The 26,259-nt window shown below is 67.9% G+C and carries 23 protein-coding genes; 18 read left to right on the top strand and 5 right to left on the bottom strand.

Features of this window, described 5'->3' with window-relative positions; genetic code table 11:
* The first annotated feature begins 14 nt into the window (after positions 1–14).
* The 12 genes from FOB47_RS06625 to FOB47_RS06570 all read left to right on the top strand — a co-directional run bounded on the left by FOB47_RS06625 (position 15) and on the right by FOB47_RS06570 (position 14,694).
* Entirely contained in the window at positions 15–992 is a 978-nt protein-coding gene (locus FOB47_RS06625) for a Bug family tripartite tricarboxylate transporter substrate binding protein (RefSeq protein ID WP_244959181.1), read from the top strand.
* A gap of 34 nt (positions 993–1,026) precedes the next feature.
* Entirely contained in the window at positions 1,027–1,920 is an 894-nt protein-coding gene (locus FOB47_RS06620) for an amidohydrolase family protein (protein WP_174780357.1), read from the top strand.
* A gap of 30 nt (positions 1,921–1,950) precedes the next feature.
* Positions 1,951–2,931 carry a Bug family tripartite tricarboxylate transporter substrate binding protein gene (locus tag FOB47_RS06615; protein ID WP_174780356.1) on the top strand — a complete coding sequence of 327 codons (981 nt, stop codon included), beginning with the start codon at positions 1,951–1,953 and terminating at the stop codon, positions 2,929–2,931.
* 25 nt (positions 2,932–2,956) lie between these two features.
* On the top strand, positions 2,957–3,964 hold the full coding sequence (locus tag FOB47_RS06610) for a D-2-hydroxyacid dehydrogenase (protein ID WP_174780355.1): 1,008 nt from the start codon (positions 2,957–2,959) through the stop codon (positions 3,962–3,964).
* Between the two features lie 97 nt (positions 3,965–4,061).
* Positions 4,062–4,496: a cobalt-zinc-cadmium resistance protein gene (locus tag FOB47_RS06605; RefSeq protein WP_174780354.1), complete on the top strand. Its 435-nt coding sequence runs from the start codon at positions 4,062–4,064 to the stop codon at positions 4,494–4,496.
* Positions 4,497–4,576: 80 nt separating this feature from the next.
* Complete coding sequence (locus FOB47_RS06600; RefSeq protein WP_174780353.1) at positions 4,577–5,869, top strand: TolC family protein; 1,293 nt, start codon at positions 4,577–4,579, stop codon at positions 5,867–5,869.
* A gap of 18 nt (positions 5,870–5,887) precedes the next feature.
* Positions 5,888–7,126 (top strand): efflux RND transporter periplasmic adaptor subunit, encoded by a 1,239-nt coding sequence (locus FOB47_RS06595; protein WP_174780352.1) that lies wholly within the window; start codon positions 5,888–5,890, stop codon positions 7,124–7,126.
* Positions 7,127–7,140: 14 nt separating this feature from the next.
* Entirely contained in the window at positions 7,141–10,305 is a 3,165-nt protein-coding gene (locus FOB47_RS06590) for a CusA/CzcA family heavy metal efflux RND transporter (protein WP_174780351.1), read from the top strand.
* A gap of 212 nt (positions 10,306–10,517) precedes the next feature.
* Positions 10,518–10,985 (top strand): (2Fe-2S)-binding protein, encoded by a 468-nt coding sequence (locus FOB47_RS06585; protein ID WP_344233078.1) that lies wholly within the window; start codon positions 10,518–10,520, stop codon positions 10,983–10,985.
* Positions 10,982–13,150, top strand: a complete 2,169-nt coding sequence (locus FOB47_RS06580; protein ID WP_151022512.1) for a xanthine dehydrogenase family protein molybdopterin-binding subunit — start codon at positions 10,982–10,984, stop codon at positions 13,148–13,150. Before FOB47_RS06585 ends, FOB47_RS06580 begins: the two co-directional genes overlap by 4 nt.
* 14 nt (positions 13,151–13,164) lie before the next feature.
* Positions 13,165–13,698: a DoxX family protein gene (locus FOB47_RS06575; protein ID WP_174780350.1), complete on the top strand. Its 534-nt coding sequence runs from the start codon at positions 13,165–13,167 to the stop codon at positions 13,696–13,698.
* A 60-nt stretch (positions 13,699–13,758) separates the two neighbouring features.
* Positions 13,759–14,694: a LysR family transcriptional regulator gene (locus tag FOB47_RS06570; RefSeq protein ID WP_174780925.1), complete on the top strand. Its 936-nt coding sequence runs from the start codon at positions 13,759–13,761 to the stop codon at positions 14,692–14,694.
* A gap of 28 nt (positions 14,695–14,722) precedes the next feature.
* Here FOB47_RS06570 and FOB47_RS06565 read toward each other — a convergent pair whose 3' ends face one another.
* Positions 14,723–15,619: a LysR family transcriptional regulator gene (locus tag FOB47_RS06565; protein WP_053823781.1), complete on the bottom strand. Its 897-nt coding sequence runs from the start codon at positions 15,617–15,619 to the stop codon at positions 14,723–14,725.
* Between the two features lie 103 nt (positions 15,620–15,722).
* Here FOB47_RS06565 and FOB47_RS06560 point away from each other — a divergent pair, with 103 nt between their 5' ends.
* From FOB47_RS06560 to FOB47_RS06550, 3 genes are all read left to right on the top strand, one after another.
* Entirely contained in the window at positions 15,723–16,904 is a 1,182-nt protein-coding gene (locus FOB47_RS06560; protein WP_053823782.1) for a TauD/TfdA family dioxygenase, read from the top strand.
* Entirely contained in the window at positions 16,901–17,797 is an 897-nt protein-coding gene (locus FOB47_RS06555; RefSeq protein ID WP_174780349.1) for an isocitrate lyase/PEP mutase family protein, read from the top strand. Before FOB47_RS06560 ends, FOB47_RS06555 begins: the two co-directional genes overlap by 4 nt.
* A 63-nt stretch (positions 17,798–17,860) precedes the next feature.
* Positions 17,861–18,811: a tripartite tricarboxylate transporter substrate binding protein gene (locus FOB47_RS06550; protein ID WP_053823784.1), complete on the top strand. Its 951-nt coding sequence runs from the start codon at positions 17,861–17,863 to the stop codon at positions 18,809–18,811.
* A gap of 34 nt (positions 18,812–18,845) precedes the next feature.
* On the opposite strand, the gene FOB47_RS06545 is transcribed toward FOB47_RS06550, so the two are convergent.
* Positions 18,846–19,544, bottom strand: a complete 699-nt coding sequence (locus FOB47_RS06545) for an SDR family NAD(P)-dependent oxidoreductase (protein ID WP_053823785.1) — start codon at positions 19,542–19,544, stop codon at positions 18,846–18,848.
* Between the two features lie 170 nt (positions 19,545–19,714).
* Positions 19,715–20,188, bottom strand: a complete 474-nt coding sequence (locus FOB47_RS06540; RefSeq protein WP_006576330.1) for an Lrp/AsnC family transcriptional regulator — start codon at positions 20,186–20,188, stop codon at positions 19,715–19,717.
* A 262-nt stretch (positions 20,189–20,450) separates the two neighbouring features.
* Here FOB47_RS06540 and hppD point away from each other — a divergent pair, with 262 nt between their 5' ends.
* The 3 genes from hppD to FOB47_RS06525 all read left to right on the top strand — a co-directional run bounded on the left by hppD (position 20,451) and on the right by FOB47_RS06525 (position 24,449).
* On the top strand, positions 20,451–21,524 hold the full coding sequence (gene hppD / locus FOB47_RS06535) for a 4-hydroxyphenylpyruvate dioxygenase (RefSeq protein WP_053823786.1): 1,074 nt from the start codon (positions 20,451–20,453) through the stop codon (positions 21,522–21,524).
* A gap of 196 nt (positions 21,525–21,720) precedes the next feature.
* Complete coding sequence (locus tag FOB47_RS06530) at positions 21,721–23,106, top strand: amino acid permease (protein ID WP_174780348.1); 1,386 nt, start codon at positions 21,721–21,723, stop codon at positions 23,104–23,106.
* A 140-nt stretch (positions 23,107–23,246) separates the two neighbouring features.
* Positions 23,247–24,449: an amino acid aminotransferase gene (locus FOB47_RS06525; protein WP_053823788.1), complete on the top strand. Its 1,203-nt coding sequence runs from the start codon at positions 23,247–23,249 to the stop codon at positions 24,447–24,449.
* A 54-nt stretch (positions 24,450–24,503) separates the two neighbouring features.
* Here the strand turns inward: FOB47_RS06525 and FOB47_RS06520 are convergent, their stop codons facing one another.
* The gene (locus FOB47_RS06520) at positions 24,504–25,175 is read right to left on the bottom strand and encodes an N-acetyltransferase (protein ID WP_244959310.1); all 672 of its coding nucleotides are present in this window, start codon (positions 25,173–25,175) and stop codon (positions 24,504–24,506) included.
* Positions 25,176–25,192: 17 nt separating this feature from the next.
* A complete protein-coding gene (locus FOB47_RS06515; RefSeq protein WP_174780347.1) occupies positions 25,193–26,053 on the bottom strand; it encodes a hypothetical protein in 861 nt (286 codons plus the stop codon).
* Positions 26,054–26,259: the final 206 nt, after the last annotated feature.

The following is a 26,259-nucleotide window of genomic DNA, read 5'->3' as shown; positions in this document are numbered from 1 at the left end:
GGATGGAGACCACGATGAACCGCAGACGCCTGCTGGCGCAGATGCTGGCGCTTGGCGCCGCCCCGATGGTGATGCGCGCCGCGCGTGCTCAGTCGCTGCCCAACAAGCCGGTGACCCTGGTCGTGCCGTTTGCGCCCGGCGGCAATCTGGACGTCGTCGCGCGCGCGATCGCGCCGGCGCTGGAGCAGGGCCTGGGCCGCAACGTGATCGTCGACAACCGGCCCGGCGCCGGCGGCGTGATCGGCGCCACGCTGGTGTCGCGGGCCGAGCCCGACGGCAGCACGCTGCTGGTCACCACGCCCAACGCGATCGTGGTGCTGCCGCGCATGACGAAAACCAGCTTCAAGCTGGCCAGCTTCCATCCGGTCGGCCTGGTGTCGACCACCGCGCTGGTGGTGGTGGTCAAGGGCGACGACAAGCGCTTCCGCGATATCCAGTCGCTGCTGGCGTACGCGAAGAGCAATGCGGGCAAGCTTGCCGCCGGCCATGCCGGTCCGGGCACGACCAACCATATGGCGATGCTGCAACTGGAAGACGCGGCCGGCATCCGCCTCAATCAGGTGCCGTACAAGGGATCGGCGCCGGCGCTGGTCGACCTGATGGGCGGGCAGATCGACATGGTGGTGGACCAGCTGACCAGCTCGGCCCCGCATATCCAGTCCGGTGCGCTGCGCGCGCTGGCCGTGATGTCGCGCGAGCGCGATGGGGCCTTGCCCAAGGTGCCGACGCTGCGCGAGGCGGGCCTGGCCAACTTCGAAGCGACCACCGCGACCGGACTGCTGGCGCCGGCGGGCACGCCGGCCGGGGTGGTCGACGCCATCAACGCTGCGCTGCGCAAGGCGCTGGCCGAAGGGGCGGTGAAGAGCCGGCTGCTGACGGTCGGAAGCGTGGCCCATCCATCGTCGCCGCAGGAACTGTCGACGTTGCTGCAGCGGGAGGACGTGCGTGCCCAGACGCTGGCGTCCGCCGGCCGGCTGAAGGCCGCCGAATGAGCGCCCGCATCCATCCGTATTCAGAGCTGCTGTCATGACACGCCCCTGCCTTCCTGCCCTTGAACGCATCACGCCGCCGGTCTTCCGGGCGCCGCCCGGCGCCTGTGACAGCCACGCCCATGTCTTCGGCCCGTTCGAGCGCTTCCCGCTGGCTGACGATCGCAGCTATACGCCGGCGGCCTGTCCGGCCGAGGCGTTCATCGCGCATCTCGATGCGCTGGGCCTGACGCGGGGCGTGCTGGTGACCGCCAGCGCCAGCGGCACCGGTCCCGGCAACGCCGTGGTCCTCGACGCGCTGCGGCGCTATCCGGCGCGGCTGCGCGGCATCGCCGTGCCGGCCGCCGATACCACCGAACAGGAGCTCGACACCTGGCACGAAGCCGGCGTACGGGGCGTACGGATCAATCTGTATCGGGTCGATGGCCATGCGGTGTACCGCAACGGCGTCGGCATCGACGTGCTCGAGGCGATGGCGCCGCGCCTGCGCGAACGCGGCTGGCACGCGCAGATCTGGATTCACGCGCCGGACCTGGTCGAACTCGGCCAGCGGCTGAAGGCGCTTCGCCTGCCGCTGGTGGTCGACCACATGGGCCGCATGTCGACCGCGCGCGGGGTCGGCGATCCCGGCTTCCAGACCCTGTGCGCGATGCTCGCCGACGGCGTGGCGTGGACCAAGATCTCCGGCGCCGATCGGCTCAATCCCGGCGGTGCGCCTTACCGCGAGGTCGACCCGTTCGCCACGGCGCTGCTGAAGGCCAATCCCGACCAGGTGGTCTGGGGCTCCGACTGGCCGCACATCAATTACTTCGAACCGCACCTGATGCCTGACGACGGCGTGCTGTTCAACCTGCTGGCGCGCTGGCTGCCCGACGCCGCGGCGCGCGAACGCGTGCTGGTCGCCAATCCGGCGCGGCTTTACGGCTTCTAGGCCCACACAACAAGCAACGAGGAGACAACGATGTTCCGTTTCACCAAACCGATGGTCCGCGCCGTCGTGCCAGCGATGATCGCCGCCACCGCGGTCCTGGCCCCGCAGGTCCATGCGGCCGGCTATCCCGCCAAGCCGGTGCGCGTGGTGGTGGCCTTCACCCCGGGCGGCACCACCGACATCCTGGCGCGCAATGTCAGCCAGCAGCTGGCGCAGCGTTTCAAGCAGTCGTTCGTCGTCGACAACCGTCCCGGCGCCGGCGGCAATATCGGCACGGAGTTCGTCGTGCGTGCGCCGGCGGACGGCTATACGCTGCTGGTCAATTCGGTCGGGCCGATCTCGATCAACCAGACGTTGTACAAGCGGCTGAGCTATGACCCGCTGACCGATCTGGTGCCGGTCGTGCAGATCGCCGATGTGCCGAACGTGCTGGTGGTCCATCCCTCGTTGCCGGTCAAGAACCTGGACGAGTTCGTCGCCTACCTGAAGGCCAACCCCGGCAAGCTGAACTACAGCTCGACGGGCGTGGGCACCTCGTCGCATCTGTCCGGCTTCATGCTGACCGAGCGGATCGGCGCGCCGGCCACGCATATCCCGTACAAGGGTGCCGATGCGCTGAACGACCTGCTGTCCGCGCGCGTGCAGTTCATGTTCGCCACGATCCCGTCGGTGATCTCGCATATCCAGAGCGGCAAGCTGCGCGCGCTGGCGGTGACCAGCGCCAGGCGTTCGCGCTCGCTGCCCGACCTGCCGACGGTCGCGGAGAAGGGCTTTCCTGGCTTCGAGGCCGGCTCGTGGTTCGGCTTCTTCGCGCCCAAGGGCACGCCGCAGGACGTCGTGATGAAGATCAATCAGGCCGTCAACGAGGTGCTGCCGTCGCTGCAGGCGCAGATGATCCGCGAGGGCGCGGATCCGGTCGGGGGCTCGCCGCAGCAGTTCGGCAAGTTCACCCGCGCCGAGTACGAAAAGTGGAAGGTCGTCGTGCGCGCCTCGGGCGCTTCGGTAGACTGACGCCCTTGCTGGATATCTCGACACCATGACCGTTTCCTCGCGTCCCGCGCCCTTGCGCATCCTGTTGTCCGAGCCGGCCCTGCAGGCCCATGGCGACGCCATCGCCGCGGTGCTGCAGGACCGTCCGTGGACCGCGGTGCTGGCGCCCGCGATCGACGATCCGTGCGCCGCCGACGCCGATATCGCCTTCGTCTCGCGCGATGTCACCGGGCTGTCGACCAAGCACGAGGTATTGCCGTCGACGCAGCGCTTCTACAACGCACTGCTGCAGGCACCGTCGCTGCGCTGGACCCATGTGCATTCCGCCGGCGCCGACCGGCCGGTCTACGTCCAGTTGCGCGAGCGCGGGGTCAAGGTCACCACGTCGTCCGGGGCCAATGCCAGCGTGGTGGCGCAGACCGCGCTGGCCGGCTTGCTGGCGCTGGCTCGACATTTCCCGCGGATGCTGGCGGCGCAGCGCGAACGGCAATGGGCGCCGTTGATTGCGACCGGCATGCCGCGCGATCTGCATGGACAGACGGCGGCCATCGTCGGCTGGGGACCGATCGGCCAGCAGATCGGCGCGGTGCTGCACGCGCTGGGCATGCGCGTGGTGGCGGTGCGGCAACGTCCCGACTCCGCCGGCCCGGACTATCAGACCGTGACATACCGGACGCTGGGCGAGGTGCTGCCGCGCACCGACTGGCTGGTGCTGGCCTGTCCATTGACTGACGAGACACGGGGCCTGATCGGCGCCGAAGCGCTGTCCCGGCTGCCGCAGGGCGCGCACCTCGTCAACGTCGCACGCGGCGAAGTCGTCGACGAGCCGGCCCTGATCGCCGCGCTGCGCGAGGGCAGGCTGGCCGGCGCCTATCTCGATGTGTTCGCCCACGAGCCCCTGCCAACGGATTCGCCGCTGTGGGACATGCCCAACGTCATCGTGACGCCGCACAGCGCCGGCTTCTCCGATGGCAACGCGGCCAGGGTCGTCGATATCTTTCTTGGCAAGCTGCGCGCCTGGGCAATGCACGGCGATCCCGACGCCCGGCTTTAGCCGCGCTGCGGCTTTGGGGTACACTGTGCGGCGTTCCGGCATGCCGCGTTGCAGACAGGCATCGCAGCGCCGGCCGCCAGTTCTGTTCCGATCGTCGATGCGCCGGTTTTTCCTGATCCTGCTGGTCATGCTGCTGCCGCTCCAGTCCGTCTGGGCCGCGGCCGCCGCCTATTGCGGGCACGAACAGCGGCCGGCGGCGCAATGGCACCTGGGCCATCATCAGCACCAGCATCGCGGCGACGGCAAGGCCGAGGCTTACAACGCCGGCACCAGGGCCCCCGACAAGGCTGCCTTCGAGGCTGCCATCAAGGCCGCCATCAAGTCCGACGCCAAAGACCATACCGACACAAAAGGCCTGTTCGATCCCGACTGCGGCACCTGCCATCTGGCCTCCCTGCCGTTCGCGCGTCCCGAACCGACCGGCGTGCCGGTGTTGCGGCTGCCGCGGACCGTGGTGGTGACGCACGATTTCCGCTACACCTCGCTCCATCCCCGCGCCCCCGATCGCCCGCAGTGGCTTCGTCTCGCTTGAGCGGCGAGACGACCGGATCGATTCCTTCCTGATTTCCTGTCTCGCCGAATTCCCTTGGTGTCTTTTCCAGGTGCAATTCGATGCGACGATACCTCGTGCCGCTGTGCATGGCGGCCATTCTTTGCGGCCCCGGCCAGGCTGGGGCACAGCCATACCCTGAGCCACACGCTGAGCCGTTCCAGCAGCCACCGCTGCCGACGCCGGAACGTTCTGCGTGGCCACGCGAGGCCGCTGAGCCGCTGACGCTCGAGACGGCGCTGGCGCTGGCCGCGGCCGGCAATTTCTCTCTTTCCGCCGCAGCCAGGGAGATCGACGCCACCGAAGGCGCGATCCGGCAGGCGCGGACGTTTCCCAATCCCGAAGTGGCGGTCGCCATGGAGGACACGCGGCGCGAGACCCGTGCCACCACGGCGCAGCTCAACCTGCCGATCGAACTGGGCGGCAAGCGCGCCGCGCGAATATCCGCGGCCGAGCGGGGCCGCGACGTCGCCCAGGCGCAGTGGCGCAGCACGCGGGCCGACTTGCGTGCCACGGTGATCGCCGCCTTCTTCGGCGTGGCGGTGGCCCAGGAGCGCGTCAGGCTGGCCACCGCCTCGGTCGACGTCGCGCGCAAGGGCGCCGATGCGGCGGCAAGGCGTGTCGCCGCGGGCAAGGTCTCGCCGCTGGAGGAGACGCGCGCCGCGGTGGAGCAGGCCAATGCCGAGCTCGAACTGGCCGACGCCACGGCGGAATTGCACTCGTCCCGGCAGGCACTGGCCGCGCTGTGGGGCAATGCCTCGCCGCAATTCACGGAAGTGCGGGGCGACCTCGATGCGCTGCCGTCGCGTCCCGCGCCGGAGCAACTGCTGGCTGCGCTGGAGGAGTCGCCGTTGCTGCTGGCGAGCCGTCTCGAAGTCGGCCGCCGGCAGGCGCTGGTCGATGTCGAACGCAGCCGCCGCTATCCGGACATCACCGTCAGCGTCGGCACCAAGCGCGACAACGAGGCCAATCGAACCATGCCGGTGCTCGGTGTGGCGATACCGCTGCCGCTGTTCGATCGCAACCAGGGCAATCTGTACGAATCGATCCGGCGCGCCGACAAGGCCGCGGACGAATTCCTGGCCAACCGGATCCGTCTGGCCAACGAACTGCAACAGGCGAGCAACCAGCTGGCGGTGTCGCGCAGCTCGGCACAGGCGCTCAAGGCGACCGTGTTGCCCGCGGCCGAGCGCGCCTACGACGCCGCGACGCGTGGCTTCGAGGCCGGCAAGTTCGACTTCCTGAACGTGCTCGACGCCCAGCGCACGCTGTTCCAGGCGCGCATTCGCTACCTCGGCGTGCTGGCCCGCGCCTATCAGGCCGCCACCACCATCGACCGCATCATCGGACGTTAATCTGGACCGATCTCGATCATGGCAATCACATCGAAGCAAAAGGCCGCCATCGCGGCCATTCTCGCGGCCGGCACGCTGGCGACGGCTGCCGTGCTGCTGACCGGCCGCGCCGGTTCTGCGGACCCGCACGGCCACCACGGCGACGCACATGGGCATGGCGCCGAACAGGCATCGGCAGCGGCGGCAACCCCGGCCGCAACCTCGGCCACGGACAGGCATGCCGACCACGACGCCCCCATCGCGCTGACCGACGAACAGATCCAGCGCGCCGGCATCGCGATCGAGACCGCCGGCCCCGCGACGATCCAGTCGGGCCTGCAGTTTCCCGGCGAAATCCGCTTCAACGAGGACCGCACCGCGCATGTGGTGCCGCGTCTGGCCGGCGTCGCCGAAAGCGTGCCGGCCATGCTGGGCGAGCCGGTCCAGAAGGGGCAGCTGCTGGCGGTGATCGCCAGCACCGCGCTGTCGGATCAGCGCAGCGAACTGCTGGCCGCGCAACGCCGCATGGAGCTGGCTCGCGCGACCTATCAGCGCGAACGCAAGCTGTGGGAAGAGAAGATCTCCGCCGAGCAGGACTATCTGCAGGCCAAGGCGGCGCTGGAGGAGGCCCGCATCGCCGTGCAGAATGCGCAGCAGAAATTGACCGCGGTCGGTGCGAAGGCCTCGTCGGCCCGGCTCAATCAGTTCGAGCTGCGCGCGCCATTCGACGGCGTCATCGTCGAGAAACACCTGACACTGGGTGAGGCGGTGGCTGACAACGCCAATATCTTCACGATCTCGGACCTGTCCACGGTATGGGCCGAATTCGTGGTCTCGGCCAGGGACCTGGAGCATGTGCGGGTCGGCGAGACGGCGCTGATCCGTTCGGCCGCGTCCGAGGGCAAGACGGAAGGGAAGGTCTCGTATGTCGGCTCGCTGCTGGGCGAACAGACCCGCACGGCCAAGGCGCGCATCACGCTGAAGAACCCGAACCTGGCCTGGCGGCCAGGGCTGTTCGTCACCGTCGAGGTGCTGACCGACAAGGCTACGGTACCGGTCGCGGTACAGGCCGATGCGGTGCAGGACGTCGACGGCAACAGCGTGGTCTTCGTTGCCGGTCCGAAGGGCTTTGTCGCGCAGCGCGTCGTACCGGGTCGCAGCGACGGCCGGCTGGTCGAGATCCGCGATGGCCTTCGCCCCGGCACCCGCTATGCCGCCCGCAACAGCTTCGTCTTGAAGTCCGACCTCGGCAAGGACGCTGCCGGGCACCAGCACTGACACCGGAGATCGCCATGTTCGAACGTGTCATCCGTTTCGCCATCGTACAGCGCTGGTTGGTGCTGCTCGCGGTGCTTGGCATGGCGGCATTGGGCGCGTACAGCTACACGCGCCTGCCGATCGACGCCGTGCCCGACATCACCAATGTCCAGGTCCAGATCAATACCTCGGCGCCGGGCTATTCGCCGCTGGAGACCGAGCAGCGGATCACCTATCCGATCGAGACCGCGATGGCGGGCCTGCCCGGCCTCGAGCAGACCCGCTCGCTGTCGCGCTATGGGCTGTCGCAGGTCACCGTGATCTTCAACGAAGGCACGGACATTCATTTCGCGCGCCAGCTGGTCAACCAGCGGATCCAGGAGGCAAAGGAAAGGCTGCCCGCCGGCGTATCGCCGGCCATGGGGCCGATCTCGACGGGGCTGGGCGAAATCTATCTGTGGACCGTCGAGGCCGAGGAGGGCGCGCGCAAGCCGGACGGCTCGCGCTACACGCCGACCGATCTGCGCGAGCTGCAGGACTGGGTCGTCAAGCCGCAACTGCGTAATGTGCCGGGCGTGACCGAGGTCAACTCGATCGGCGGTTTCGACAAGGAATACCTGGTCGCGCCGAGCCTGGAGAAGCTGGCCTCGTATGGCTTGACGCTGGCCGACGTCGTCGGCGCGCTCTACCGCAACAACGACAATGTCGGGGCCGGCTATATCGAGCGCAGCGGCGAGCAGTATCTGGTGCGCGCCCCGGGGCAGGTCCGCAGCGAGGCCGAGATCGGCGAGGTGATCGTCGGCAGCGCGCAAGGACAACCGATTCGCGTGCGCGATATCGCCGAGGTCGGCATCGGCAGGGAGCTGCGCAGCGGCGCCGCCACCGAGAACGGCAAGGAGGTGGTGCTCGGCACCGTGTTCATGCTGATGGGCGAGAACAGCCGCGCGGTGGCGCAGGCGGTCGGCGAGCGGGTCGAGGCGATCAACCGCACCTTGCCGAAGGGCGTCGGGATCGTGCCGGTCTACGATCGGACCCGGCTGGTCGACAAGGCGATCGCCACCGTCAAGAAGAACCTGCTAGAGGGCGCGGTGCTGGTGATCGTCGTGCTGTTCCTGTTCCTCGGCAATATCCGCGCGGCGATCATCACGGCGCTGGTGATTCCGTTGTCGATGCTGTTCACTTTCACCGGCATGGTGAGCTACCGGATCAGCGCGAACCTGATGAGCCTGGGCGCACTGGACTTCGGCATCATCGTCGACGGCGCGGTCGTGATCGTCGAGAACTGCGTGAGGCGGCTGTCCCATGCGCAGGCGCTTCGCGGCAGGCCGCTGACACGGGCCGAGCGATTCGACGAGGTCTTTGCCGCCGCGCGCGAGGCACGGCGGCCGCTGCTGTTCGGCCAGCTGATCATCATGATCGTCTATCTGCCGATCTTTGTGCTGACCGGCGTGGAAGGCAAGATGTTCCACCCGATGGCCTTCACCGTGGTGCTGGCCTTGCTGGGCGCGATGCTGCTGTCGGTGACGTTCGTGCCCGCCGCCGTCGCGCTGTTCATCGGCGAGCGCGTCGCCGAGAAGGAAAACCGGCTGATGGCATGGGCGAAGCGGCGCTACGCGGACTGGCTGGGGCGGTCGCTGGCGAACGCGCCGGTCGTGCTGACCTTTGCCGGCGTCGCCGTCGTGCTGTGCCTGGCCATTGCGTCGCGCCTGGGCAGCGAGTTCATCCCGAACCTGAACGAAGGCGATATCGCCATCCAGGCCCTGCGCATTCCCGGCACCAGCCTGTCGCAGTCGGTCGAGATGCAGAAGCAGCTCGAAACGACGCTGATGGCGAAATTCCCCGAGATCGAACGGGTGTTCGCGCGTACCGGCACCGCGGAGGTGGCTTCCGACCCGATGCCGCCCAATATCTCCGATGGCTACATCATGCTGAAGCCGCAATCGGAGTGGCCCAAGCCGGTCAGGACCCGCGAGGCGCTGCTCGAAGCGATGCAGGCGGAGGTCGCGAAGCTGCCGGGCCATCGCTACGAGTTCTCGCAGCCGATCCAGCTGCGCTTCAACGAGCTGATCTCCGGTGTCCGCTCCGACGTGGCTGTCAAGGTGTTCGGCGACGATCAGACGGTGCTCGACCGCACAGGCGAACGGATCGCGGCGGTGCTGCGCGACGTGCCGGGCGCGTCCGAGGTCAAGGTCGAGCAGACCACCGGCCTGCCAATGCTGACGGTCGATATCGACCGGCACAAGGCCGCTCGCTACGGGCTGAACCTGGCCGATATCCAGGACGCGGTGGCCATCGCCATCGGCGGCAAGGAGGCCGGGACTTTCTATCAGGGCGATCGCCGCTTCGACATCACCGTGCGGTTGCCCGACGCGGTCCGGCAGGACATCGAGGCGCTGCGCCGGCTGCCGATCGCGTTGCCGAAGGGTGGTGGGGCCGACGCGCGGGTCAGCTATATCCCGCTCGCCGAGGTTGCCACGCTCGCGATCGCGCCAGGGCCCAACCAGATATCCCGCGAGAACGGCAAGCGGCGCGTCGTCGTCAGCGCCAATGTCCGGGGCCGCGATATCGGCAGCTTCGTGCCCGAAGCACAGGCGGCGATCGAGCGTTCCGTCAGCATGCCCACCGGCTATTGGATGAGCTGGGGCGGCACCTACGAGCAGTTGCGCTCCGCCACCGAGCGCTTGCAGATCGTCGTGCCGGTCGCCTTGCTGCTGGTGTTCGTGCTGCTGTTCGTGATGTTCAACAACATCAAGGACGGCATGCTGGTGTTTACCGGCATTCCGTTCGCGCTGACCGGCGGCATCCTCGCGCTGTGGCTGCGCGGCCTGCCGCTGTCGATCACGGCGGCGGTCGGCTTTATCGCGCTGTCGGGCGTCGCGGTGCTGAATGGGCTGGTGATGCTGTCGTTCATCCGCACGCTGCGCGAACAGGGCAAGCCCCTCGACGAGGCGATCCGGCTCGGCGCGCTGACGCGGCTGCGGCCGGTACTGATGACGGCACTGGTCGCCTCGCTGGGCTTCGTGCCGATGGCGATCGCAACCGGCACCGGCGCCGAGGTGCAACGTCCGCTCGCGACCGTGGTGATCGGCGGCATCCTGTCATCGACGGCGCTGACGCTGCTGGTGCTGCCGGTGTTGTATCGCCTGGCACACCGGCGCGATGAGGCCCTGGCGGCCGCGGCCCTGTCCCACCCGGCCTGAGCGCCGAAGGCTCTCCGCCTTCCTTCTGTGCATGCCGCCGGCGATCGCCGGCGGCGTTCCGATATCCGCTTCCTGACATCTGCGTCATCCGACGGCCGATGGCCATTGTTCGTCTCCATTGAATAGACATGGCAATGGCAGCCGGATTGTGGGCCCGCGGCGCAGCCGACAGAATGCGCCAACGACGGCAAGGTGCCGCGGCGGAGAACGCAATCATGAAACTCACCATTAACGACACCGAGCACGATCTGCAGGTCGAGCCGGAGATGCCCCTGCTGTGGGTGCTGCGAGATGCGGCCGGTCTGACGGGCACCAAGTTCGGTTGCGGCATGGCGCAGTGCGGCGCCTGCACCGTCCATGTCGACGGCGTGGCGCAGCGCAGCTGCGTGTTGCCAGTCTCGGCCGTCCAGGGAGCGCGAGTCACCACCATCGAGGGACTGTCGGCTGGTGGCGACCACCCGGTGCAGCGGGCCTGGGCCGAACTGGATGTGGTGCAGTGCGGCTATTGCCAGTCGGGGCAGATCATGTCGGCGTCCGCGCTGCTGCGGCAGAACCCGGCGCCGACGGACGCGGACATCGATGCGGCGATGTCGGGCAACCTGTGCCGCTGCGGGACATACCAGCGCATCCGCGCGGCGGTGCACCGCGCGGCCGAGCTGTCGCGGGAGCGGGCATCGTGAAGGCCCCGCTCGACGTTTCGCGGCGCCGTTTCCTGGCCGCCGGCGCGGTGCTCGGCGGCGGGCTGGTGATCGGATTTACCGTACCGTCCGTGCGCCGGCTGGCGGATGGGTCCGTCGAAGGCGCCGTGGCGGCGGAACCGGTACCGTGGGCACCCAACGCCTTCCTTCGCATCGGTGCCGACGACAGCGTGACGGTATTGCTGGCGCATTCGGAGATGGGGCAGGGCGTCTGGACCTCGCTGGCGCTGCTGATCGCCGACGAGCTCGATGCCGACTGGATGCGCATTCGCGTCGAGCACGCGCCCGCCGCACCGGCCTATGGCATCGCGATGCTCGGCGGCATGCAGGGGACGGTCGGCTCGCGCAGCGTGCGCAGCGAGTTCCTGCGCTACCGGCAGGCGGGCGCCGCGGCACGCGCGATGCTGCTGCAGGCGGCCGCGGCGCGTTGGCAGGTGCCGGTGGACGCGCTGCGCACCGACAGCGGTGCGGTCTTGCATGACGGCCGGCGCCTGCGCTACGGCGAACTGGTCCACGAGGCCGCGGCGCTGCCGGTGCCGGCCGCCGAGGCGCTGCGCTTGAAGGACGCGCGCGATTGGAAGTGGATCGGCAAGGGCGCACGCCGCCTCGATGCCGCCGACAAGATCACCGGCCGTGCCCGCTTCGGCATCGACGTCAAGCTCGACGGCCTGCTGACAGCGGTGGTCGCGCGTGCGCCGGTGTTCGGCGCGAAGCTGGCCTCCTTCGACGACAGCGCTGCGCGCGCCGTGCCTGGCGTCCGGCAGGTGCTGGCCGTCCCCAGCGGCGTAGCCGTGCTGGCGGACCATTACTGGGCCGCCAAGCGCGGGCGCGATGCGTTGAAGGTCGAATGGCAGGGTGGCGACAAGGCGCTGGGCAGCGCCGCGCTGATCGCGGACTTCGCGCGGCTGGCGCGCGAACCCGGGCCGATTGCGCTGGAGGCAGGCGACGTCGACGCCGGTATGGCACAGGCACATCGCACGGTCGAGGCCGAGTACCGCCTGCCATATCTGGCGCACACGCCGATGGAGCCGCTCAATTGCACCGTGCGCATCGCGCCGGATGGCTGCGATGTCTGGGTCGGCACGCAGATGCAGACGCTGGCGCAGCGGACCGTGGCGCAGGTCGCCGGGCTCGAGCCTGCACAGGTACGGATCCACACGACGTTTCTGGGGGGCGGCTTCGGGAGGCGGGCGGTGCAGGACTTCGTCGCGGAGGCGACACATGTCGCGCGCGCGGCCGGCCTGCCCGTCAAGACGATCTGGTCCCGCGAAGACGATGTCCGCGGCGGCTACTACCGCTCCGGCTTCGTGCATCGGATCCGCGTCGGCCTCGATCGCGATGGCCGGCCACTGGCGTGGCGGCACGGCATCGCCGGCCAGTCGAACCATCCCGAACGCGAAGGCGTGCATCCGACTTCTGTCGAAGGTGTGGTCGACTCTCCCTATGTGCTGGGCACCAGCGCGCACCGCGTGGTGGCCCATTCCCCGCGCACCGCGGTGCCGGTGTGGTACTGGCGTTCGGTGGGACACAGCCATGCGGCGTTCGCGATGGAGTCGATGGTCGACGAACTGGCGCATGCCAGCGGGCAGGACCCGGTGGCCTATCGCCTCCGCCTGCTGCACGACGCACCGCGCCATCGGCGCGTGCTCGAGCTGGCCGCGCAGCGCTTCGGATGGGGACGCCGGCCGCAATCGGGGCGAGGGCACGGCATTGCCGTGCATGCGTGCTTCGGCAGCGTGACGGCGCAGGCCGTCGAAGTCTCGGTGCGCGACGGCGCGATTCGTGTCCATCGCGTGGTCTGTGCGATCGACTGCGGCGTGGCGGTGAATCCCGACAACGTGCGCGCGCAGATGGAGAGCGCGATCGTCTATGGCCTGAGCGCGGCGCTGCATGGCCGCGTGACCATCGTCGATGGCGCGGTGCGCGAATCCAACTTCCACGACTACCCCGCGCTGCGGATCGCGGAGATGCCGGTGATCGAGGTCCATGTCGTCGACAGCGGGGAAAGCCCCGGCGGGGCCGGCGAACCCGGTACGCCGCCGATCGCACCGGCCGTTGCCAATGCGGTGTTCCAGCTGACCGGCGCCAGGCTGCGCGAACTGCCGTTGACCTTGCCTGCGCGCGCTCGGACTCGACCGACCGCCTGAACCAGGAGCCTTCCATGTCCAGCCAATTTCCTGCGCATGCCCAGGCGCCCGGCGGCGTCATTGGCGGCCAGCCGGCCTCCCGGCTCGACCCGCTGGCCTACCTGCTGATGCGGACCGTGTTCGGCCTCGTGATGATGACGCACGGCCTGCCCAAGCTGCTGGGCACCAGTCACGGTTCGATGGCCGACCCGATGGCGGGGGCAACCCGTCTGATCGCCGAAGTGCTGCACCTGCCCGGTGCGCCGGTGCTGGCCTGGCTCGTCGCCGTGCTCGAGACCTTCGGTGGCGCGATGCTGATCGCCGGTGCTTTCACCCGGCCGCTGGCCGCCTTGATGACGCTGCAGATGATCGCGATCTGCTATATCCACCGCCAGCATTTCGCCTGGATCGACCGCGGCATGGAATATCCGCTGGTGCTGCTGTCGGTCGCCTTGCTGATCGCGGCACGCGGTGGTGGGGCCTGGTCGCTGGACGGGGCACTGGCGGCGCGCCGCCGGTCCCGGGCTGGGCAAGGCGCGATGCGGGCCCGCCCGCCATGGCGGGATTGACGCGGCGCGGATCGATCTGTTAATTCTGCCGGACCTTCAATGCAGATCGATCCCAACGGCATGGACCGCTTCGACGCCTTGCAACTGTTTACGCGCATCGTGGAACTGGGCACCTTTTCCGGTGCCGCCAACGCGCTCAATATTCCGCGCGCGACCGCGACGCATGCGATCAAGGAGCTGGAGGCGCGGCTCGGCGTCCGGCTGCTCGAACGCACCACGCGCCAGGTCCGGCCCACGCTCGACGGCCAGGCGTTCTACGCGCGCAGCAAGCGCTTGCTGGCAGAGCTCGAAAATGCGGAGACGTCGCTGAGCAGCCACGTATCGGATCCGCGCGGCACGCTGCGGCTCGATCTGCATGGCATCCACGCGGCGATGATCATCCTGCCGCGGATCGACGACTTCCATCGGCGCTATCCGCATATCGAGCTGGTGGTCAGCAGCGGCGATCGCCTGGTCGATCTGGTCGGGGAGGGCATCGATTGCGTGGTGCGGGCCGGCGTGCCGCGTGAATCGTCGCTGGTCGCGCGGCGGCTGGCCAATCTTCCCGAGATCATCTGTGCCAGCCCGGCCTATCTGGAGCGGCATGGCACGCCGCGCCATCCCGATGAACTCGCGCAGCACCAGGGCGTCGGATTCTTCTCCCGCAATCACGACTACCGCTACCCGTTCACGGTCAGGATCGACGGCGAGGTAGTCGAATATCTGCCGCGCGGCTGGATCACCGTCAGCGACGCCGAGTGCTATACGCAGGCCGGCCTGGCCGGCTGCGGACTGATCCAGGTGCCGCGCTTCCGCCTCGAGGAACATCTGCGCGCGGGACGGCTGGTGCAGGTGCTGGCGGACTGGCCGTGCCCGGAACTGCCGATCTCGGTCATGTACACCTCGCAGCGCCAGCTGGCGCCGCGGGTACGGGTCTTCGTCGACTGGGTGTCGGCGCTGTATGAAGAGCGCTTCGGACCGGTGCAAGCCGGGGCATCGTCGCCGCGGCGGGCGTAATCACGACGGCTTCGGACATCGGTCCGCCTCAATGCGCGGCCGCCACCGCGCGCTGGAACGAAACCGCGGTATGCCGCATCGCGTCGCGCACGGCCGCGACCGAGCGGTTGTCGTCGTCGGCCTTGCGGGTCACCATCGACAGCGTCAGCACCGGCGCTGCCCGGCCGAGCCGGACGATGCGGACCGGATATCCCTGCAGCACCACCGGATCCGGCGACTGCACGATCGACACGCCGAGCCCTGCGCTGACCATGGCAACGATGGCCGGGGCACTGTCGAATTCCACCGTGCCACGTATCTCCGGCACATGGTTGCCGACATACTGCGCGGCCAGCGCGCCCGACACGGTATTGCGGTCATAGCGGATCCAGTCGTACAGCCGGAACAGCGACGCCACATTGCTTTCCATCGCGCCGGGTGGGGCGATCAGCACCAGTTCGCGGCGCAGCATCGGCGTCCAGCGCAAGCGCGCCGTCCCGCCCGAGGGCGGCTGCGCGACCAGCGCCGCATCCAGCTCGCCGGCCTTGACCGAGGCGGTCAGGGTACTGCTGCGGCCGCGCTCCAGACGCAGCTCCAGCCGAGGATGGCGCTCGCGGACGAAGCGCACGATGCCCGGCAGCAGCACGGGCTGCAACGATTCGATGATCCCCAGGCGAACCACGCCTTCCACCGCAAGGCTGCTGCCGGTGCGCAGGGCCTCCAGGTTCTGCAGCGCCTGCTGCATCGTTTCGGAAACCTGATGGGCCAGGCGATTGGGGCGTGCCTGCAGCCCCGAGCGATCGAACAGCGGCCTGCCAAGATACTGCTCCAGCTGCTTCATCTGCATGCTGACCGCGCTCGGCGTCACGTTGGTCTGTCGGGCCGCGGCGGCGAAGGTTCCGGTCTCGAGCACCGCGGCAAGCGTGTGGAAGGTTTCGATCTTCATCAAAAATCCTTATGAAGCATCTCAAATAAGTTCGCTTTTCTCATCATACGCCGTCTCGCTAGACTAGCTCCAACGTATCGAACCACCCGTGGAGGAGCCCCCGATGGCAGTGACAGCCGTACCCGACGCCGCGCAACATATGCAACGTCCGCAGCCTTGGACCGCGCGGCAGGCCAGCGAGGACCGCTCGTGGGTGCTGCGCTTGAACGAGGCGCAGGTCCAGGGGATGCGCGAGGCGCTGGCCCACGCCAAGGCGGTGAACAAGCCGCTGCTGGAGATGGAGCAGGCCGATTTCCCGCTGAACGACGCCGCGCGCGATGTGTTGCGGCAAGCCATCGACACCACCCAGGGCCGCTGGGGCATGTGTCTGCTGAAAGGCTTCCCGGTCGACGAGTGGACCGAGCAGGAGGCACGGCTGGCTTACTGGGGTATGAGCCTGCATATGGGTGTGGCCCGCACGCAGAACCGCGCCAGCGAGATCATGAACGATGTGCGCAACGAAGGGGGCGAGTACAAGGTCAAGGGCGGCCGCGGCTACAACACCAATGCGGGGCTCGACTTCCACCAGGATTCCTGCGATGTGGTAGGCCTGCTGTGCCGTCGCACCGCCAAGGCCGGTGGCACGAGCAAGGTGATCAGCTCGATCGCGTTGTACGAAGAAGTCCAGCGTCGGCGTCCGGACCTGATCCCCGTGCTGAAGGGGACCTTCTTTCATAGCTATCAGGGCACGCAAGATCCCAGCCAGCCGCCGTATTACCGCTGCCCGATCTTCGGCAGCCACCCCGAGTACTTCGCCGCGCGTACCAACCGCAAGAACACGGCGGCCGCGCAACGCGACTTTCCCGAACTGCCCCGTCTGACGGCGCAGCAGATCGAAGCGCTGGACCTGCTGGACGAACTGATGCCGAGCGAGCTGCTGTGCTACACGATGGAGCTGGAGCAGGGCGACATGCAATTGCTGAACAACTACGTCACGCTGCATTCGCGTACGCCGTTCGAAGACCATGACGAGCCCGACCGCAAGCGCCATCTGTTTCGGCTGTGGCTGGCCGTACCCGGGTCGCAGCCGCTGCCGGACGACTGGAAGGAGTACTACGGCGATGTGCGCGCCGGCTCGGTGCGCGGCGGTGTGCGCGGCAGCGCGATCACGCAGGCCTTCCTCGACTACGAGAGGCGACAGGCCGCGGCGCTGAACATGCTGTTCGAGCCATGGCGCCCGCAGGTTCGGCAGGAAGACATGGCCCGCATCCTGGCGAACTACACCAACGCGGTGGCCGCCACATGAACAGGACCATCGTGGAAGCCGGCCGGTCGCATTCGCTGAAGGAACGCCTGCGAAGCCCGGAGCCGGTGCTGGCGCCGGGCGTCTACGACGCGCTGTCTGCGCTGCTGGCCGAACAGGCTGGCTTCGAGGCGCTATATCTGTCCGGCGGCGCGGTCGCCTACACACTGCTGGGCCGCTCCGACGTGGGGCTGACCACGGCAACCGAGACCGCCGACGTACTGGCGCGCATCGCCGATCGCGTTTCGCTGCCGATTATCGTCGATAGCGATACCGGCTATGGCAACGCGCTGAACACCCAGCGCACGGTACGGGCGTTCGAGCGCGCAGGCGCCGCGATGATCCAGCTGGAGGATCAGGGTTTTCCGAAGCGCTGCGGGCATCTGGCAGGCAAGTCGCTGGTGTCGACCGCCGAGATGTGCGGCAAGCTGCGGGCCGCCCTGGATGCGCGGCACGATGCCGGCACGCTGATCCTTGCGCGAACGGATGCGGTCGCGGTGGAAGGGCTGGACGCAGCGATCGAGCGGGCCGAGGCCTATCTGGCCTGCGGCGTCGATGCGTTGTTTGTCGAGGCGGTGGTGTCGGCCGACGATATGGGCCGCGTCTGCGAGCGCTTCGCCGCCCGCATTCCCTTGCTCGCCAATATGGTCGAAGGCGGCAAGACCCCGATCCAGAGCGCGTCCGAACTCGGCCGGCGCGGCTATCGCATCGTCATCTATCCGGGCGGCACCGTACGCTTCGCCTCGCGCCAGCTGCAACGCTACTTCGCGGGCCTCAAGGCAGCGGGCACCACGCGTGCCTTCGCCGGCGAAATGAACGATTTCGATGCGTTGAACGCGCTGATTGGCACGCCCGAGCTGCTCGACACCGGCAGACGGTATGCCGGTGAGGACTGAGCGCCCGCCCCGCGCCGAGCGATCGATATATATCCAGACAAAAACCCCCAGGGGGAGACAACCATGCAACGACGCGATTTCCTCGGCCTGCTGGCAGCGGCCGCGATATTGCCCCGGGTGGCGCAGGCGGCTGCCGTCACCAGGATGATGGTCGGCGCGACGCCAGGCGGCGGCACCGATCTGGTAGCCCGCGCGCTGGCGGCCGAACTGGAGCAGCGGCTGAAGCAGTCGTTCATCGTCGAGAACCGCGGCGGCGCGGCCGGCAATATTGCGGCGATGGCGGTGGCCAAGGCCGACCCCGACGGCGGCACGCTGCTGCTCAGCTATACCAGCCACGCGATCAACCCCGCGCTGTTCGACAAGAAGCCGTTCGATCCGCTGAAGGACTTCACGCCGATCTCGCTGATCGCCACTTCGCCCCTCGTACTGGTGTCCCGTCCCGACCTGGGCGTTGGCAATGCGCGCGAGCTGATCGCGCTGGCAAAATCGCGGCCGGGCAAGCTGAGCCTGGCGGTGGCCGGCGTCGGCAGCGCTAACCATCTTGCCGGCGAAATGTTCAAGCGCGAAGCAGGTATCGAGATGATCAGCGTGCCATACAAGGGCGCGGCGCCGGCGGTGGCCGACGTCGTCGCCGGGCAGGCCGATCTGCTGCTCGGCAATGTGGCGACGGTGCAGCCGCTGCTGCAGGCCGGCAAGATCAAGGGCCTGGGCGTCAGTACCGCACAGCGCCTGCCGTCAATGCCGGAGCTTGCGCCGATCGCCGAGGTGGTGCCGAACTTTGATTACAGCTCGTGGTACGGGCTGCTGGGGCCGGCAGGCATGCCTGCCGACGCCGTGGCGCAACTGGGCAAGGCCGTGCGGGCTGCGGTGGCCTCGCCGGCGATGCGCAAGCGGTTGCAGGGCGAGGGGCTGGTGCCTGTCGGCAGCGATGCCGCCGAATTCACGCGCTTCCTGCAAAGCGAGATTGCCCGCTGGGCGAAGGTTGTCGCGGTCACCGGCACGCGCGTGAGCTGAGATGGAGGGCGGCGCGAGGCCGCCTGTGCCTGCCTCAGGCCCGGTTCACCACCGGCAGCAGCGCGCCGTGAATCGCGCGGGCGGCGTCCGAGGCCAGGAACAGGATCGCGTCGGCCAGTGCCGCGGGATCGACCCAGCGCGAGGCGTCGGCGTCGGGCATCGCCGCACGGTTTTCCGGGGTATCGAGCACGCTGGGCAGCACGGCGTTGACGTGGATGCCCTGGTCGCGCACCTCGGCCGACAGCGCCTCGGTCAGCCGCGCCAGCGCGTCCTTGGACGCGCAATAGGCGCCCATCTGTGCGAGCCCGCGCGCCGAGGAGTTCGCGCCGACATTGACGATCCTGCCGCCGCCTGCCGCGATCATATGCGGCACCACCGCGCGCGACACGTTCAGCACGGTACGCAGGTTCAGGTCGAACATCCGCTCCCACTGGGCATCGGCGCCTTCGCCGACGACCGGGCCCATGCCGAAGCCCCCCGCCAGATTGCACACCACGTCGATACGCCGGGCGCTGCCGATCGCCTGTTCGACCACGCGCTTGACCGCGGCGGCGTCGAGCAGGTCCGCTTCCACCGCGAGATGCTCGCCGGCCGGAAGGGCGGGGCTGACGCCGGGGCGGTCGACCAGCACCAGCCGTGCGCCGGCACGCGCGAAGGCGTCGGCGACGGCGCGGCCGAGGTTGCCGGCCGCGCCGGTGATGAGGACGGTCTTGTCGTGGAAGTCGAATGCCATGTCGGATCTCCTGGATATACGTTGCGTGGCGCCGATGTCCCGGCGCCGATGCGGTCGGCGCCCAGTGTATGGCGGCGCGCCCAACAGGATGTTGCGATTGCGGCTCGGGCTAACCCTGTGTCGCGGCAGAAAATTGCGGCAGGGCGCCGATATCGGGGCCGACGGCCCGCCTACAGCTCCAGCGGCATGGCGCTGGTGCACTTGATTTCGTCGAGACAGACGCTGGAGCGCACGCCGCTGACGCCCGGAATCCGCATCAGCGTATCGAGCAGGAAGTCCGACAGCGACTTCAGGTCGCGCGCGACCACCTTCAATACATAGTCGATGTCGCCCGTCACGGAGAAGCACTCCTGGATCTGGGCCAGCTCGGTGACCAAGCCCTTGAACTTCGACAGGTCGCGGATATGGCCGCGCTCCATCGTCACATGGATGAAGGCCACCACGCCGAAGCCGAGCATGGCGCCGTCGAGCCGCGCTTCGTAGCGCTTGATGATGCCGCTTTCCTCCAGGCGGCGGTGGCGCCGCAAAGTCTGCGCCGGCGACAGGTTGATCGCCTCGGCCAGTTCCAGGTTGGAGGCGCGGCCGTGCTCCTGCAAAACGTCCAGCAGCCGGCGGTCGGTACGGTCCAGTTCGATCGAATGCATCTTTATTTCTCCAAGGCGCGGATGGATGAAATGTTATCTCACATCCTAGGGTTTCCCTGTGGTTTTAACGAAATCCAATTTGGCGCCCCGAAATATAAACTGCATCGCATCGCTGCATGCCACCGACTGTCCAGGCTACATGCCGAGGCTCCCCAGGGACCGACGCCCGCCAGTGCCGCCGGACGCATGCGAAGCCGAAATAATATTTCCCCGGGGGATGCCCCGGCATCCCGGACCCACAACCCACTTGCCAGAAGACGATATGAGCGATCTCTTTGACAACCCGATGCAGCTGATGGGCTTTGAATTCGTCGAATTCGCCTCGCCGACGCCGAACGTGCTCGAGCCCCTGTTCGAACAGATGGGCTTCACGCTGGTGGCCCGCCACCGTTCCAAGGACGTGGTGCTGTATCGCCAGGGCGACGTCAACTTCATCGTCAATCGCGAGCCGAACAGCCTGGCCGCGTACTTCGCGGCCGAGCACGGCCCGAGCGCCTGCGGCATGGCGTTCCGCGTCAAGGACTCGCACAAGGCCTACGCCCGTGCGCTCGAGCTCGGCGCGCAGCCGATCGAGATCCCGACCGGCCCGATGGAGCTGCGCCTGCCGGCGATCAAGGGCATCGGCGGCGCGCCGCTGTACCTGATCGACCGCTTCGAAGACGGCAAGAGCATCTACGACATCGACTTCGAATTCGTCGAAGGCGTGGACCGCCGCCCGGTCGGCCACGGCCTGAAGCTGATCGACCACCTGACGCACAACGTCTACCGTGGCCGCATGGCGTACTGGGCTGACTTCTACGAGAAGCTGTTCAACTTCCGCGAGATCCGCTACTTCGACATCAAGGGCGAGTACACCGGCCTGACCTCGAAGGCGATGACCGCGCCGGACGGCAAGATCCGCATTCCGCTGAACGAGGAATCGCAGAAGGGCGGCGGGCAGATCGAGGAATTCCTGATGGCGTTCAACGGCGAAGGCATCCAGCACATCGCCTTCCTGTGCGACAACCTGATCGAGGTCATCGACAACCTGCAGATGTCGGGCGTGCCGCTGGCGACCGCGCCGAACCAGTACTACTACGAGAACCTGGAAAAGCGCCTGCCGGGCCATGGCCAGCCGGTCGACCAGCTGCAGGCTCGCGGCATCCTGCTCGACGGCACCACCGAAGGCGGCCAGCGCCGCCTGCTGCTGCAGATCTTCTCCAAGCCGCTGCTGGGCCCCGTGTTCTTCGAGTTCATCCAGCGCGAAGGCGACGAAGGCTTCGGCGAAGGCAACTTCAAGGCGCTGTTCGAATCGCTCGAGCGCGACCAGATCGAGCGGGGCGTGCTGACCGTCTGATCGTCTGATCGATCGGTCGGGCCGGTCTGATTCCGCGGATCGGCAGCGACCCCGACGATCGCGTCGGGACTATTCACAGGGTCATATCCACCGACTGCCCGGCGCTACCCGCGCCGCGGCAGCGCACAGCCATAAGCGCCCGCCCGATAGAGGCGCCCGGCTATCATTCCAAAAGAATGGGTAGAGGAAACACTTCATGCATGCAGACAACACGGACCGCGCGCTCCACCGCGGCCTGAAGAACCGGCACATCCAGCTGATCGCGCTGGGCGGTGCCATCGGCACGGGCCTGTTCCTGGGCATCGCGCAGACCATCAAGATGGCCGGCCCCTCGGTATTGCTGGGCTATGCGATCGCCGGCATCGTCGCCTTTTTCATCATGCGCCAGCTCGGCGAAATGGTGGTCGACGAGCCGGTGGCGGGCTCCTTCAGCTATTTCGCCAACAAGTACTACGGCAATTTCGCCGGCTTCATGTCGGGCTGGAACTACTGGGTGCTGTATATCCTGGTCAGCATGGCCGAGCTGTCGGCGGTCGGCATCTACGTCCAGTACTGGTGGCCCGAGATTCCGACCTGGGCGTCGGCACTGGCCTTCTTCCTGATCATCAACGCGGTCAACCTGGCCAGCGTCAAATCGTTCGGCGAGGCCGAGTTCTGGTTCTCGATCATCAAGGTCGCGGCGATCATCGGCATGATCGGCTTCGGCGGTTATCTGCTGGTGTCCGGCGAGGCCGGCCCGCAAGCCACGGTGGCCAACCTGTGGCAGCACGGCGGCTTCTTCCCGAACGGCGTGTCCGGCCTGGTGATGGCGATGGCGGTGATCATGTTCTCGTTCGGCGGCCTCGAGCTGGTGGGCATTACCGCTGCCGAAGCCGATTCGCCGGAGAAGACCATCCCCAAGGCGACCAACCAGGTCATCTATCGCATCCTGATCTTCTATGTCGGCGCGCTCGGCGTGCTGCTGTCGCTGTATCCATGGGAAAACGTCGCCAGCGGCGGCAGCCCCTTCGTGCTGATCTTCCATGCGCTGAACAGCAACTGGGTCGCCAACGTGCTGAACGTGGTGGTGCTGACCGCGGCGCTGTCGGTCTACAATAGCGGGGTTTACTGCAACAGCCGCATGTTGTTCGGCCTGGCGCGCCAGGGCAACGCGCCCAAGGCGCTGCTGAAGGTCAATCGGCGCGGCATTCCGGTCGTGGCGCTGGGCGCCTCGGCGGCCGCCACCGCGGTCTGCGTGCTGATCAACTACCTGATTCCCGGCAAGGCGTTCCAGCTGCTGATGGGCCTGGTGGTGTCGGCCCTGATCATCAACTGGGCGATGATCAGCGTGATCCATCTGAAGTTCCGCGCCCACAAGCGCAGCGCCGGCGTGACCACGCGCTTCCAGAGCTTCGGCTATCCGCTGACCAATTATCTGTGCCTGGTCTTCATGGCCGGCATCCTGGTGATCATGTATCTGACGCCGGACCTGCGCATCTCGGTCTATCTGATCCCGGTATGGCTCGGTGTGCTGGCAGTGTGCTACCGGCTGCGGAACAAGGACGCCGCGCAGGCGCTGCCGCAAGGCGCGCCGGTACGCTGAACCAGTGGCTGAACCAGTGACTGAACCAGTGACTGAACCAGTGACGCAACGACGGCAATGCGATGCGGCGGCCCGCGCCGCTCGCCACGCCGCGCGACATCCCGGAATTTGCATCGGTCTCAATCTGGCCTGAGGTTTTCATGTTTGCTCATATCGACGCCTACCCTGGCGACCCCATCCTGTCCCTGAACGAGAACTTCGCGCAAGACCCGCGTCAGGACAAGGTCAACCTGACGATCGGCGTCTGCTTCGACGACGAAGGCCGCCTGCCGCTGATGGCCGCGGTGCGCGAGGCCGAAGCCGCGCTGGTCGCCGACCAGGGGCCGCGCCCGTATCTGCCGATGGCCGGCATCCCCGGCTATCGCCAAGCCGTGCAGCAGCTGGTATTCGGCGCGGACAGCGCCGCGCTGGCCGAGAACCGTGTGGCCACGATCCAGACGCTGGGCGGCTCGGGCGCGCTGCGCGTCGGCGCCGACTTCCTGAAGCGCTATTTCCCCGAGGCGCAGGTCTGGATCAGCGATCCGAGCTGGGACAACCATCGCGTGGTGTTCGAGCGCGCGGGCTTCCAGGTCAACAGCTATCCCTACTATGACGACGCCACCGGCGGCCTGCGCTTCGACGCGATGATCGATGCGCTGCGCCAGGTGCCGAAGGGTCATGTGGTGCTGCTGCACGCCTGCTGCCACAACCCGACCGGCGTGGACCTGAACGAATCGCAATGGCGCGAAGTCATCGCCGTGGTCAAGTCGCGCGGCCTGCTGCCGTTCGTCGACATGGCCTACCAGGGCTTCGGCACCAGCCTGGACGACGATGCCTTCGTGATCCACGAGCTCGTGCGCGAAGGCGTGCCGTGCCTGGTGGCCAATTCGTTTTCGAAGAACTTCTCGCTGTACGGCGAACGCTGCGGCGGCCTGTCGGTGGTCTGCGCGAACGCCGAGGAAGCCGGCCGCGTGCTGGGCCAGCTGACCGGCGCGGTGCGCGCCAACTACAGCAACCCGCCGACGCACGGCGCGCGCATCGTCGGCAAGGTGCTGACGACCCCGGCGCTGCGCCAGTCGTGGGAGGCCGAACTGGCCGCCATGCGCGACCGCATCGCGGCAATGCGCACGGCGATCCACGACAATCTGCAGCGCCTGGCCGGCGGTGCGGACCTGTCGCGCTATCTCGCGCAGCGTGGCATGTTCACCTACACCGGCCTGTCGGCCGAGCAGGTCGACACGCTGCGCGCCGAGCATGGCGTCTATCTGGTGCGCTCGGGCCGCATGTGCGTCGCCGGCCTGAACCACGGCAACGTGGCGGTGGTCGCGAAGGCGATCGCCGGCGTGATGGGGGCGAAGGGCTGATCCTGCAGCGCCAGGGAAGGGCCAGCGTACGGAAGTGCGCTGGCCCTTCTTCGTTTACATCACCATCCCGGTCGCGAAAGCCAGCGCCGGAATTGTCCATCCTCTTCCCAGCAGCACCATCCGGGTATGCAGTTCGCTGAGCACCGGTTCGCAGACCTCCGGTCCCAGATAGCACAGCGTCTTGCTGCGCAGATCGACATAGCCGCGCTCGTAGTTGTGTGCCAGGGCCTCCCATAGCGCATGCGCGCCGGGCGATTGCCGTGCGCCGGTGATCAGGCAGTGTCCCGCGTCCAGATACGAGCGATAGATCGCCGAGGCCAGGCCGCGGCGCTGGTAGGGCGGGGCGAATTTCGAATGCGGTGCGCGCAGATGGCGGTCGGCGCGGCGGTCCAGCTCGACCAGCCGGTTGAGGACCGTATAGCCGGCAAGCCGGCGCCGCACGGTGTCTTCCACGTAGAAGTAATACTCGCCATCGGCCTCGCGGTAGCGCAGGACCAGGCCCGGCAGCGCGGATGGCGTGGCCGCGATGCCGTGCAGGCAGTCGCCAGGCAGGTAGAGCCGGTCGTACAGCGCCTGCAATTCGGCCTCGAGCGCATCGGGCGCGTGCTCGACGTCGATGCGCAGTTCGATGGCGCGCAGCAGGCGGGCGAGGGCAGGGCGGCTCGGGAGCCGCCGGCGCGGGGCGTCCTGCCATGAAGCGGCGCCGATTGCCGCGGGAGTCAGCATCGATGACATGGCGGCGCTCAACCGGTTTGCCAGGCGCCGCTGACCAGGTTCTGCGGCTTGCTGCGGGCAACGATGCGCGCGCTGACGTCCCAGATATCGATCCGCACGTTCAGTCCCGCATGAATGCCGTATCCCGGTCCGGTGACGATCTCTTCGTCGGTCTGCACGCCTTCGCCGGCCTTGATCGCGCTATCGGCGACGATCGACCCGGTTGCCTTGATGCCCCAGCCGGCTTCGATATGGTGGCTGCTGCGGATCGCGCCGCCGGCCTCGATGCCCTGTCCGGCGCTGATGCCGTGGCCCTGCAGATCGCCGTCGGCCTTCAGCGTGCCGCCGCAGCGGATCGCGTGCTGCGCGGCGATGCTGTCGCCCGCGCGCAGGTTGCGGCCGGCGTGGATGTGTTCGCCGGCGCTGATGTCCCAGCCCGCGCGCACGCTGCCCTTGGCATCGAGAAAGGTCGCGACGTCGATGCCCCATGCGGCCTTGATGTCGCCGCCGGCTTCGATGGCGCCGCCGCTGTACAGATTGCCCGCGCAATCGATATCTTCACCGGCGATGATCGCGGTGCCGGCGCGGATGCCGCCGCCGGCGCGGATCGTGCGTCCGGCCCGGACTACCGAATCGACGTCGATGGCGCCGCGCACGACCAGCGTGCCGGCGAAGACCAGCGCGCCGGCGTTCAGCGCATCGAGCGTCAGCACGGCATCGGTGGGACCGAACTGGTCCAGCAGCCAGCACGCGTCGCCGACGCGGCCGGCATCGACCAGCGCATCCAGCAGCCGCTGGTAATCGCTGCCGTCATGCCGGTTGCGCAGGAACCATTTGTAGCCGTCCGCGCAGGGGCGTTTCGCCTTGACGAAATTCTGGGTGAGTTCCATGGACATCGGGACCTCGGTAGTCGGTGAAAGGGAGGGCTGGGGTGCGGCAGGCGGTAGGAGTTGCCCTCTCCCCCACCCCTCTCCCGCAAGCGGGAGAGGGGAGCCATCAGCGAGCACGGGTGCGTAGGGGATCGATCCCGCGACGGCCTGCTCCCTCTCCCGCAAGCGGGAGAGGGAGCCGTCAGCGAGCACGAGCGCGTACGCCT

Origin of the sequence: Cupriavidus gilardii (genome assembly GCF_013347325.1) — a bacterium.
GTDB lineage: Bacteria > Pseudomonadota > Gammaproteobacteria > Burkholderiales > Burkholderiaceae > Cupriavidus > Cupriavidus gilardii.
The sequence above is the reverse complement of the archived record's forward strand: the minus strand, read 5'-3'. Positions and strand labels throughout refer to the sequence as shown.